Raw genomic sequence first — 11,686 nt, 5'->3', positions numbered from 1 at the left:
AAGCCAAGCCCTATCTCTTTAGTTGGGAAAGATTGAACCACGAAACAGGTAACAGCCGGGGTCGCTTCGCCTACAATGCGGCACCCGCCGTGGCGTTCACCCCATGGCCCGCCCCGTGGCGGATCGCCACGGACGCCCTATCGGATCGACCTTTCCATAGGAACCTTGCCGTGACGTCCTCCGCCTCCTCTCGCACCGAGCCCGTCCGCACTGCCTTTCCGCTCCAGGGAGAGCAGGAGGCGCTACGCCTGGTGAAGTCCCTGCTGGCCCAGCAGAGGCGGGTGGAAGGCCTGGTGCAAAAGCAGGAAATGCCGCGCCGGGAACTGGTGGAAACCCTGGTCCATTCCCAGCACCTGGCCAAGCTGGGGCAGGTGCTGGAGGGCCTGGACAACACCATGGTGGCGAATCTGCTGATGGCCCTCGACCCCGAGGAACGAGTCACCGTCTGGAGTCAGATCAAGGAAGAACGGGGAGACGATATTTTGGAAAAACTGGACGACGACATCCGCGAAGCCCTGGTCGGCGCTCAACCGCAACACAGCCATCGCATCATGATCAACGCCTTCGAACTGCACAACGGCCGCCTGCGCCAGATTCCCGTGGACAGCCGCGAGGACCTGGCCAACGTGCGGCCGATCTGGGTGGACCTGGTGGCCCCCACGGAAAAGGTGCGGGCCTGGGTCGGCGCCCACTTCGGCCTGGAACTGCCCGATCCCGACGAACTCACCGACCTGGAGGCCTCCGCCCGTTTCTACGTGGAGGACAACGGCGACAGCGGCGAGGTGCACCTGCACTCGGACTTCCTGCTGGACCTGGAGGAAGAGTCGCGCAACGTGGCGGTGGCCTTCATCCTGCACAACGACATCCTGTTCTCGGTGCGCAAGGAAGAACTGCCCGTATTCCGCCTGCAACGACTGCGGGCGCGCACCCAGCCCGGCTATGTGACCGACGGCAAGGACGTGCTGCTGGACCTCTACGCCGCCGACGCCGAATACTCCGCCGACGCCCTGGAGGACGTCTACGCCGACCTGGAAGCCGCCGGCAAGCACGTGCTCGGCACGCGCGTCAGCGACGAGGACGCCGCCATGATCCTGGCCGAGATCGCCCGCGCCGAAGACTTGAACGGGCGCATCCGGCGCAACGTGATGGACACCCGCCGCGCCGTCTCCTTCCTCACCCGGGGCAAGTTCCTCAATGGCAACCAGCACGAGGACGCGCGCCAGATCCTGCGCGACATCGAATCCCTGGACGGCCACACGACCTTCCTCTTCGGCAAGATCAACTTCCTGATGGACGCCACCGTCGGCTTCATCAACATCAACCAGAACCAGCGCGTGAATAAGCTGACCACCATCTCGGTGGTGTTCATGCCCATCAACATCGTCGCCGGCATCGGCGGCATGTCCGAGTTCTCGATGATGACCGAGGGCATTCCCTGGCCCCTGTCCTACGGCGCCTTCGTCGTCGGCATGGGCCTGCTCGGCCTGGGCACCTACCAGGCCCTGCGCCTCTACGAGACGCGCAAGGCCAAGCGCGATCTGGAAGCCCGGCTGCGCAAGGAAGCCTGAACCGGGCGCCGCCCGCCCTGCCCTAGCTGCCGCGCACGGCGAGGAATTCGCCGTTGCCCACGGGCACCAGGCTGCAACGGAACTCGGCGTCCGTTCCCACCAGGGCCATGAAGTCCACCAACTGCTCGGCGTGGGAGACGGCGTTGTCCACCACCAGCAGGCCGCCGTCCGGTCGCAACACCCGCCGCAGGTCCGGCCACAGGGCGCAGTACTGCTCGCGCTCGGCGTCGAGGAACAACAGGTCCACGCTGCCGTCCGCCGTTTCCGCCAGCACCTTGGCGGCGTCGGCGGTGATCAGGGTGATCGCGTCGGCCAGGCCGGAATGGAAAAAGTTTTCGTCGGCGAGGCCGGCCTTGAATTCCGACATTTCCACCGTGCGCACCCGACCGCCCAGGGGCTTGGCCGCCTCGGCCAGCCACAGGGTCGAATAGCCGTTGGAGGTGCCGATCTCCAGCACCTCCCGTGCCCGGCAGGCCCGCACCAGGACGCCGAGAAATTCCCCGGTGTCGCGGGTGATGTTGAGCATGCGGCGGGGACGCTGGGTGATGACTTCGTCGTTTTCCGCGCCGAAGCGCTCCAGGTCACGCAACAGCTTTTCCAGGGATGGGGTCATGACGGGCCTCCGGTGACGATCCCCCGATTGTAGCGATGGACGACGCTCAACGATGACAAGGGCAATCGCCCTCGCCGCAGTGCTCGCGCACGCTCATGGTGGACCGCACCAGGCCGCTGTCCTGATCGAACAGCACGTAGAAATGGGCCGCCGCCATCCAGTCGTCGCAATAGCGCCAGCCCCAGTCCAGTTCGCGGCGGGCGGTGAACAACACCGTCTCGCCGGGCGCCGAGGGACCGAGGATACGCAGCACCTCGGCCTGGCTCATGCCGGGCTGGACGCGAGCGAAGGCCGAGAGGGTCATGACGTCCTCGATCTTTTCCAGGCGCCCGGCCGGGTCCAGGTAGACCATGTAGGAATGAACGCCCACCGGCCCGCGCGGATAGGAAAGCTGCCGCGAACGGTCCGGATTTTCCCAGCGCAGGGCGGGGGCACCCATGGTGTGCAGCACGTCCGTCTCGGTGGCGACGCCCGGCCGCAGGCCGCGCCCGTCATAGCTGGCGCAGGCGGCAAGGAGGGCGAACAGAAACAGCGCAACGATGGCTTTCACGGCGGGCAACCCGGCTGAGGCGAAGCCCCCATCCTAAGCCGCCGTGGCGGGCGGAACAAGTTGAGTAGGGTGGATGGGGCGTGGCGGACGTTCAGCCGGGCCGGGGGGCGCCGGGTTGATTGAAGGGCCAGGCCTCGGCGAAAGCCGGCAGGGTCAGGCAATGGTCGACGATGCGGCGACAGCGGGGCACCGCCTCGGGCGGCGCGATGGCGAGCGACGCCATCACGGCGAAGATGCTGACCAGGCAGATGTCGGCCATGCCCGCCGCCGTGCCGAGACAGGTATCCCCGGCGCAGTCCGCCTGGACCAGGCGCTGCTCGAAAGCCGTCAGGCCGGTGTGGAACCAATGGGTCTGCCAGTCGCGCCAACGCTCGTCGTCCACCTCGCCCTGGCGGCGCAGGAAACCGAGGATGCGCGGCGTGATCAGGGGATGGGTGTCGCTGACCAGCAGCCCGGCCAGGGAGCGCACCCAGGCCCGCTGGTGGATGTCCCCCGGCAGCAGGGCCGGCGTCGGCTGGAATTCGTCGAGGAACTCCAGGATGGCGAGGGACTGGGTCAGGGGCGGATGGCCGGGCAGCACCAGGGTGGGCAAGGCGCCCTGGGGATTGAGGGCCAGATAGTCGGCGCTGCGGTGTTCGGCCTGGCTCAGGTCCACCGCCTTTTCCTCATAGGCCAGGCCCTTGAGCTTGAGGGCGGCCCGCACGCGATAGCTGGCGGAACTGCGCCAGAAGCCGTGCAGGGTGAAGGTCGGGGTTTGCGGCATGGTCATGGCCCGGATGAAAGTGCGCAAGGCGCGCGCAGGCCCCGGCGCGTCACCGCGCCGGGAGTCTTGACTGCCCCAGCGTCAGGCGGGGAAGCCTTCCTCGATCGGCAGCGCCGGATCGCGGGACCACTCGTTCCAGGAACCGAAGTACATGCGCACGTTGTCGAAGCCGGCCTGCTTGAGGGCGAGGAAGGTATTCGAGGCACGGGCCCCCTTGAAACAGTAGAGGTAGATCTGGTCGCTCGGCTTGACGCCCACCGAAGCACACTCGGCGCGGATCTCCGCCGGGGACTTGAACAGGGGCCCCTGGGCGGACGGCTTCATGAAGCGATACCACTCGACCCACTTCGCCCCCGGCAGGCGGCCCTTGCGCGGCGCGAAGTCCTTGCCGTAGGGAGAGGAGCTTTCGCCGATCCATTCGTCCACGTCGCGCACGTCGAGCAGCACCGTGTCGCCGCTGAGGGCGGCCTTCACCTCGTCGATGCTGACCATCACGTCGTTGCCCTTGAGGCTGCTGGGAAAGGTCTTCGCCACCGGCGTCGGCGCCTCGGTGCTGACCGGCAGGCCAGCCGCCTTCCAGGCCGAGAAGCCGCCGTTGAGGACGCGGATCTTCGGGTAGCCGAGCCAGGTAAGGATGAAGTAGCCGCGACAAGACTGGCCGTAACCACTGTTCAGCGCGTCCTCGTAGAGCACGGCGGTCTCGGCGCCGGACAGGCCGACCTCGCCGAACTTCTTGGCGAAGCTTTCCTTCAGCTCCTTCAGGCCGGCGGCATCCGAGGTCGCCAGGAAGGTGAAGATGTCGCGCAGATTGACCGCGCCGGCAATATGGCCGAGGGCGTAGGTATCGGCGTCGCGGGTGTCGATCAGAACAACGGGCTCGGTCTTGACCAGCGCCGCGAGGTCTTCGGGCGAGATCAGGACGGGGGTATCGGTCGGGGTCATGGTTTCCTCACTCTTGGTCGGGCGGAAATGCCATGGCCTTAATGGCAAGCACTGTGCCATTGGCTGTTTGCGCAAAAAGATCGGGACTGCGGGCGCACACACTTGCCCCTTTGCCCCGCCGTTGTCAGGCAAGACGGTTTGCCAGCGTGGGCAACAGGGAAATGGCGGCAGCGCGGGGAATCACACTTTGTCTACGGAATGTAGACAGAATGTGAACCAGGGCAATTTCAGCAGACGGTCACACCGCCGCGAGGCGTTCCACCATATCGGGGAATTTTTCAACCTTCCTATTTGATACCCAGGGCGCGAACGCCCTGAGCTTTTTGGCTCGACCTCCCACTGCTCCTATGCCCGATGAACAAGGTGGTTTCGTGGACAGCTTATGGGACAGGGCAATGGACTTTAAAAATCGGCTGTGTTTAGATTCGGTCTCTTACATGACATTCGGGCAAGTGATGATGTGTCCAATCATCTGTGCACTTCGCGTTTTGTCGTCCACAACACGCCATGCCCTCTAAGGAGCGCGCCATTAAGACTTTCACTCAGATCTCGTCCTTTATCGTGTTGCTGGCGGTGAGCAGCGCATTCGGTTTCATGGCTATGCCGACCGAAATGGGTTTGGCCATCATGGCTGGCGCTTTAGGGTTGGGCTTCGCTAACATTGAGAAAATCTCAAAGTTCAAAGGCGCTGGGTTCGAAGCCGAAATGAAGATGGTTCAAACGATTATCGAGAGTCAAACAGAGCCAAGTTCAGAGCAGCAGGAGAGGGCCACAAAATTTGACGGTATCTCGGTCGTCGAAAATCGGATTCTTAAGTCGTTACAGAAGCCCGGATACACATGGCGCTATGCAAAGACAATCGCAAAGGAAACCACGCTTGCGATAGCGGATATTGAGTCGGCGCTATCGTCATTGATGGCGCGCGGTTTAGCCAAGAGCAGTTCGGGTGCTAACGGCGAAATTTGGGCAGCAACGGCTTTGGGCAAAAGCGTTCAGGAGCAATATGAAGCCAAGAAGGCATAACCCAGCGTTCGAAAAGGACCTCGCGCGAAAAATCGCGCGAGGTCCCTCAACTCCACGTTAGAGCACGTGAACTCTCTTGCCCATCAACTTGTGAAGGCCGACCGCTTGGCCGCTGTGAGCCAGAGCGTCGGCTTTGCCCTGTGGCAACTTCAGGAATTGGAGGGCATCACCGCTCAGTATTTCGTCTTGCTTACGCAGGCTAAGAAAGGCATGGGTCTTTCTGAGGGCAGCGTTCTTGTAGAGAAGGCCCAAGCTAGGACATTTGGAGCCACACTACATCAAGTTACGAAAGCTGGTCTTATCCCGCCGGAAATCGAGGAGAGATTCAAAAAGCTCCTCGCTGAAAGAAACTGGTTGGTCCATCGTTCCCGTGCCGATAGTCGTAATGCGATCCACCACGATTCCGCCCTAAATGCTCTAATTCTTAGGCTTGAGGGTATAGCCGACGAAGCCCTCGCTTTGCTCAAGTACATCGCGGAGGAAACCGTCTCCTTCGGCGAAAAGCATGGTGTATCAGCGCAATACGTCGATCGTGTATCGAAACAAATGCTGGAGCAATGGCATGCTGCCGATGCGCTCTAACTCTACAGTCGAGCGGGCCAGCGCGAAACGTCTCACAGGCCGCTCACTTCCACGTTGATGCGCCACTAATTAAATAAATAGTTCTGTATCAACCCCTATTACAGATACGCAAATCTGGTCGTGACATCCCCATCCCCTCTATCCCGCCGAGCGGAAGAAGTCTCGCCGGGGGCTGTCCGGTGTCGATGTCCGAGCCGCAGGCGAGTTTCGACGCCGGCCCGGCGGGGCTTCTGGAGGGAGGGGAGCCCGTAGGGCCGGGGTAGCGGGGGCTGCTTCTTTGCCTACTTTCTTGCAGAAGCAAGAAAGTAGGTCGCCCGCCGGGGCGAACTCCCGGCGCGGTCTTTGTTATGCGGAAACCCCAATAAGTGCGCCCGCCCTTCGATACCTCAGGGCGAACGGAGGCACCTTCAACTTCGGCCTGCGGCCACCGCTCAGCACGAACGGGGTTATTAGCTCAGCGCTTCCCCGACCATCCCGCCAGCACCGCCTGAAGCCTACCCCACTCCCCCTCATCCGCCGGCAATCCAAACCGCAGCGCGTTCCATTGCGGAAAGCAGCGCAGCAGCACGCCCTGGCGGGCGCAGTGCGCGTAAAGGGCTTCGGCCTCGGGGTGGCGCACGGTCTTGAACAGGTCGGGGCCGTGGGGACGGTCGAAGCCAGCTTGCCGCAGCAGTTCCGTCAGACGCTGGCCCGCCGTGGCGAGACGCTGGCGTTGGGCGGCTTGCCAATCCCGGTCGCTTAGGGCGGCGCGGGCGACGAGGCGGGACGGCTGGGCGAGGGTCCACGGACCCACGGCGTCGCCCAGGGCTTGCAGCAGGTCGGGGTGGGCGATGGCAAAGCCCACCCGGGCGCCGGCCAGGCCGAAGAACTTGCCCAGGGACCGCAGCACGATCAGGTTGGGCGCGGCCTCGCTGCCGGCCACCGTGGCCAGGCTGCGGGCCGGATCGGCGTCGGCGAAGGCTTCGTCCACGATCAACCAACCGTCGCGTTGGCGCAGCCGGGCGGCGACGGCCAACAGGTCGGCACCGTGGAAGCGGATGCCGTCGGGGTTGTTGGGGTTGGCCAGCATCACCACGTCGGCCTCGGCACTGGCCTGGGCCAGGGCGTTGGCGGCGAAGGCGCTCACGTCGTGGCCGGCGGCGCGCCAGGCCGGGGCGTATTCGCCGTAGGCGGGGTCGAGCACCGCGACCCGACTCGTGGGGCGCAGGCGCGGCAGGGCGAGGATGGCGGCCTGGGAGCCGGCCAGGGGCAGCAACTGCGGCGCGCCGTAATAGGCCCGCGCCGCGTCGAGCAAACCGTCGTCGTCCTCGGGCAGGCGCTGCCAGCATTCGGCGGGAATGGGCGGCGCCGGATAGGGCCAGGGGGCGATGCCGGTGGACAGGTCCAGCCACTGGTCCACGGCAATGCCCCACTGTTGCGCTGCCTGCCGCAAGCGACCGCCGTGCTCGATCATGCCGTTGCCTCCCAGAGCAAACCGGCGGCGACGATGACGCCGGACCACAGCCAGAGGCCGCGCCGCACCAGGGCCAGGGCGCGGCCGATGTCGGCGGCGCGGGCGCGGGGGCCTTCGCCCAAGGGTGGACGCACTTCCTCGCAGCCGTGATACATCGCGTTGCCGCCGATGCTGATGCCCAGGGCGCCGGCACCGGCGGCCATGACGGGGCCGGCGTTGGGGCTGGACCAGCGCCGGCCCTGCTCGCGCCAGCAACGCCAGGCGCGGCGGGTCTGGCCGAGCAGGGTGTAGCCGAGGGCGGTGAGGCGGGCGGGGATCAAACCGAGCAGATCATCGAGGCGGGCGGCGGCCCAGCCGAAGTAGAGGCGCCGTTCATCCCGATAGCCCCACATGGCGTCGAGGGTGTTGGCGAGGCGGAACAACAGGGCGCCGGCCCCGCCGCCGAGGCAGAACCAGAACAGGGTGGCGAAGACGGCGTCGTTGCCGTTTTCCAGCACGGTTTCCACGGTGGCCCGGGCGATGGCTTCCTCGTCCAGTTGTTCGGTGTTGCGGGAAACGATCCAGCTCAAAGAGTGGCGCGCCCCGGCCAGGTCGCCGGCCGCCAGGGGCCGCGCCACGGCCAGGGCGTGCTCTTCCAGGCTGCGGGCGCCAAGGGCGAAATAGAGCAAGGGAATGTGGACCCACAGGCCCCATTGTTCTTGCAGCCAGGCGGCCAGGGCCACCGGCGGTGCCACCAGCAAGCTCCAGGCGACGAGACCGCGCAGGCGGTTGGCATAGGCATGGCCCGGCGCGCCGCGCCGTAGCAGGCCTTCGGCAAAGACGACGGCGCGGCCGAAGCCGGCCAGGGGATGCCAGCGCCCGGGCTCGCCCAGCAGGCGGTCCAGCAGCACGCCCGCGGGGACGGCGAGGACCAGCAGCAAAGCGTGGCTCATGGCGCCGGCGCCTAGTCGTTGGGCGGCAGGGGTGCCAGCAGGGCGGTGAGATCGGCCTCGGAGAACTTGACGCCGCCACCCTTGTCGTCGGACAGGATGTTGGCGGCAAGGGCGGCTTTCTGCTCCTGCATGGCGAGGATTTTTTCCTCGATGCTGCCCGCCACCACCAGCTTGTAGACGAACACGGCCTTGGTCTGGCCGATGCGGTGGGCGCGGTCGGTGGCCTGGTTTTCCACGGCCGGATTCCACCAGGGGTCGTAGTGGATCACCGTGTCGGCGGCGGTGAGGTTGAGGCCGACGCCGCCGGCCTTGAGGCTGATCAGGAAGATCGGCACCTTGCCTTCCTGGAAATTGCGGATGGGGGTTTCCCGGTCGCGGGTTTCGCCGGTGAGCAGTTCGTACTCCAGGCCCAGGGCCTTCAATTCGGTTTCGATCAGGGCCAGCATGCTGGTGAACTGGGAGAACACCAGGATGCGGCGGCCCTCCTCTACCAGCTCGGGCAGCATGGTCATCAGCAGATCGAGCTTGGCCCGCTCCTTGACCCGGTGGGCGGCGGCGGACTTGACCAGGCGCGGGTCGCAGCAGACCTGACGCAGCTTGAGCAGGGCGTCGAGGATGACGATCTGGCTGCGGGCGAAGCCCCGCGCGGCGATCTCCTGGCGGATGCGCACGTCCATGATGCTGCGCACGGTTTCGTAGAGGTCGCGCTGGCCCGCCTCCAATTCCACGGTGCGCAGGATGACGCTCTTCGACGGCAGTTCGGTGGCCACGTCTTCCTTGCGCCGGCGCAGGACGAAGGGCCGGATGCGGCCGGCCAGCAGGTCGCGCCGCAGCAGGTTGCCGTGCTTTTCGATGGGGGTGCGCCAGACCCGGTTGAAGTGGCGCTTGTCGCCGAGGAAACCGGGCAGCAGGAAATCGAACTGGGACCAGAGTTCGCCCAGGTGGTTTTCCAGGGGCGTGCCGGTCAGACACAGGCGGTGACGGGCCTTGAGCTGTCGGATCACGGCGGCGCCCTTGCTGGCGGAGTTCTTCACCGTCTGGGCTTCGTCGAGGATCAGCAGGTGGAAGTCGTGGCGGCTCAATTCCTCGGCGTCGCGCCAGAGCAGCGGGTAGGTGGTGAGCACCACGTCGTGGCGGGAAATCTCGGCGAAGTTTTCCTTGCGCTCCTTGCCGTGGAGGAACAGCAGGGACAACTGGGGCGCGAAGCGCTCGGCCTCGGTCTTCCAGTTGAACACCAGGGAGGTGGGCACCACCACCAGGGCGGGACGGGGGCCGGCGGCGATCTTATCGTCCTCGCGGCGGGCGCCGAGGCGGCCCTGTTCCTTTTCCAGCAGCAGGTGGGCCAGGGCCTGGGCGGTCTTGCCCAGACCCATGTCGTCGGCCAGGATGCCGGCCAGGTTGTGCTGGCGCAGGTACTGCAACCAGGCCAGGCCTTCTTCCTGGTAGGGGCGCAGGGTCAGGGCGAAGCCCTTGGGCGCCGCCACCGGCGGCACGCCGGCCATGCCCTCCAGTTCCTTGAGGGCCTGCTGCACGGCGGACAGGCCCGAGGTGTTCCACTGGCCGTCGTCGAGCTTGGCCAGGCGCGGCGCGTCGAGGCGCGACAGGCGCAGGCGTTCGCCCTGGTGGATGATGCCGTCGAAGAGGTCGATCAGGGTCTTGGCCAGGGGCTTGATGCGTCCCGCCGGCACCCGTACCCGATAGCCCTGGGGCGTCATCAGGTCGATGATTTCATTGTTGCGGATGTTGTCGATGCGGGCCACTTCGAGCCAGCGCTCGTCCCGCTCGAACAGGCTGGCCAGCAGGGGCGCCAGGGGCAGGCGCTGGCCGTCCACGATGATGCCCATGTCCAGGTTGAACCAGCCCGGTTCTTCCTCGCTGATGTCCACTTCCCAGGATTCCACCTGGTAGGCGTGATGGCGGAAGTCCGGCGGGATGCGCACGTCCCAGCCGGCTTCGCGCAGCTGGGGCAGTTGCTCGGCCATGAAGCCGCTCCAGGCGTCCTCGTCGGCGAGGATGTAGGAAATCTTGGGATCGAAGCCACCATGGGGCGGCAACTGCATTTGTTCGGCGTCCAGGGGGGCGAAGCCGGCCCTGGCCAGGCCGTCGAGCCAGGCCGCCTCGACCTCGGGCTGGCGCTGCACCCGCACCGTCTCGCCGTTGCCGAGACGGACGAAGTTCTGGTCCTCCCGGGCGGGCACCGTCGCCACCAGGTCGCCGCTGCCGTAGTGGAAATAGACCTGGCCGTAGTCCAGCTCCACGTTCCAGCTGTTGCTCGGGTAGTCGCGCAGGGCGTAGATCAGCGGAATGCGCGCCGTGTTGAGATGGAGCACGGCCCGGGGCGAGCCGCCCACTTCCCGCACCGGCGCCACGGCGGGCAGGGGCGCGCCGGGAGAGGCTTCCTCCAGCACCAGGGCGGTGAGTTGGGCCTCGGATTCGGACAGGGCCGGCGAGGCCAGGATGCGGGCCGCCGTGGCGGCGGGCAGGTCGAAGGCCAGGGTGCCCAGTTCCCCCAGGTTGCCGTCCACGTACATGGGCGGCGTGGCGGGAATGACCCACTGGATAGGCGGCGTGGTTTCCACCACCGGATGGAAAAAGTTCTGCTCGTCCTTGCGCCAGCCGATGCGGGCCGGACGGGACTCGCCCTGGACCAGGGGCACCAGGGGCGTGAAGCCGCCGTAAAGACGGCCGGTTTCCGCCAACCGGGTCAGCACCTCGCCGGTATGACGGCCCACCACGGCCAGGCTGTTGCGGCTGCGCGCCTGCTTGTCCTGGGCCAGCAGCAGGCGCAGGGCGAACAGGTCGTCCTCGTCCACGAAGCGGGGCGGCTTGGTCAGGGCGGGGACGAAGTTGTTCCAGGACTTGAGGCCGCCGCTGAAGCGGCCGTTGGGGCCGGGCACGCCCTTGAAACAGGTGAGGCGGAACTCGCCGTCCTCGTTGGGCGCCAATTGCCAGAACAGGCGCAGGGCCACCTTGGCGGCGGCGGGCGCTTCCTCGGCCTGGTCGGTGATCTGGGCCAGGGCCTCGGCCCAGAAGCCGCCGCCCCACACCGGCGGCGGCGCGGTGGGCGCCGCCGGCACGGCGGGCACCACCGGATCGGCCTTGAGCAGGCGATGTTTTCTGCCGGGCATTTTCATGTCGTCGATCCCGGCAACAGCATGGTCGAAGACGAGGGAACGGCGGACGAGGCGGGGTGGTGCGGCATGGGCAAGGGGTCGAGGGGCGATGCGATAATCGCCCGCAATGGAAAACACGCCATTCTA

10 protein-coding genes are annotated in these 11,686 nt (G+C 66.1%); 3 read left to right on the top strand and 7 right to left on the bottom strand.

Annotation, left to right across the window (positions count from 1 at the left end; genetic code table 11):
• The first annotated feature begins 170 nt into the window (after window positions 1–170).
• A complete protein-coding gene (locus ACYQ2U_RS06645) occupies window positions 171–1,568 on the top strand; it encodes a magnesium and cobalt transport protein CorA (RefSeq protein WP_459949572.1) in 1,398 nt (465 codons plus the stop codon).
• A 22-nt stretch (window positions 1,569–1,590) separates the two neighbouring features.
• Here the strand turns inward: ACYQ2U_RS06645 and ACYQ2U_RS06640 are convergent, their stop codons facing one another.
• The 4 genes from ACYQ2U_RS06640 to ACYQ2U_RS06625 all read right to left on the bottom strand — a co-directional run bounded on the left by ACYQ2U_RS06640 (window position 1,591) and on the right by ACYQ2U_RS06625 (window position 4,436).
• Window positions 1,591–2,181 (bottom strand): O-methyltransferase, encoded by a 591-nt coding sequence (locus ACYQ2U_RS06640; protein ID WP_459949571.1) that lies wholly within the window; start codon window positions 2,179–2,181, stop codon window positions 1,591–1,593.
• A gap of 46 nt (window positions 2,182–2,227) precedes the next feature.
• Window positions 2,228–2,731, bottom strand: a complete 504-nt coding sequence (locus tag ACYQ2U_RS06635; RefSeq protein ID WP_459949570.1) for a hypothetical protein — start codon at window positions 2,729–2,731, stop codon at window positions 2,228–2,230.
• 91 nt (window positions 2,732–2,822) lie between these two features.
• A complete protein-coding gene (maiA, locus tag ACYQ2U_RS06630; RefSeq protein ID WP_459949569.1) occupies window positions 2,823–3,521 on the bottom strand; it encodes a maleylacetoacetate isomerase in 699 nt (232 codons plus the stop codon).
• A gap of 54 nt (window positions 3,522–3,575) precedes the next feature.
• Window positions 3,576–4,436 carry a sulfurtransferase gene (locus tag ACYQ2U_RS06625; RefSeq protein WP_459949568.1) on the bottom strand — a complete coding sequence of 287 codons (861 nt, stop codon included), beginning with the start codon at window positions 4,434–4,436 and terminating at the stop codon, window positions 3,576–3,578.
• Window positions 4,437–4,943: 507 nt separating this feature from the next.
• On the opposite strand from ACYQ2U_RS06625, the gene ACYQ2U_RS06620 reads away from it, so the two are divergent.
• Both ACYQ2U_RS06620 and ACYQ2U_RS06615 read left to right on the top strand, forming a co-directional pair.
• Window positions 4,944–5,459, top strand: a complete 516-nt coding sequence (locus ACYQ2U_RS06620; protein WP_459949567.1) for a hypothetical protein — start codon at window positions 4,944–4,946, stop codon at window positions 5,457–5,459.
• 66 nt (window positions 5,460–5,525) lie between these two features.
• Window positions 5,526–6,041 carry a hypothetical protein gene (locus tag ACYQ2U_RS06615; RefSeq protein WP_459949566.1) on the top strand — a complete coding sequence of 172 codons (516 nt, stop codon included), beginning with the start codon at window positions 5,526–5,528 and terminating at the stop codon, window positions 6,039–6,041.
• Window positions 6,042–6,495: 454 nt separating this feature from the next.
• On the opposite strand, the gene cobD is transcribed toward ACYQ2U_RS06615, so the two are convergent.
• From cobD to ACYQ2U_RS06600, 3 genes are read right to left on the bottom strand one after another with little or no spacing between them, the layout of a single operon-like run.
• Window positions 6,496–7,494 (bottom strand): threonine-phosphate decarboxylase CobD, encoded by a 999-nt coding sequence (cobD, locus tag ACYQ2U_RS06610; protein ID WP_459949565.1) that lies wholly within the window; start codon window positions 7,492–7,494, stop codon window positions 6,496–6,498.
• Window positions 7,491–8,426 carry an adenosylcobinamide-phosphate synthase CbiB gene (gene cbiB, locus ACYQ2U_RS06605; RefSeq protein ID WP_459949564.1) on the bottom strand — a complete coding sequence of 312 codons (936 nt, stop codon included), beginning with the start codon at window positions 8,424–8,426 and terminating at the stop codon, window positions 7,491–7,493. The genes cobD and cbiB overlap by 4 nt, the downstream gene beginning before the upstream one ends.
• Before the next feature lie 11 nt (window positions 8,427–8,437).
• Complete coding sequence (locus tag ACYQ2U_RS06600; protein ID WP_459949563.1) at window positions 8,438–11,677, bottom strand: DEAD/DEAH box helicase; 3,240 nt, start codon at window positions 11,675–11,677, stop codon at window positions 8,438–8,440.
• Window positions 11,678–11,686 lie beyond the last annotated feature (9 nt).

It is taken from the genome of Denitratisoma sp. agr-D3, from assembly GCF_054658675.1.
This window is presented reverse-complemented; position numbering and strand designations above follow the sequence as displayed.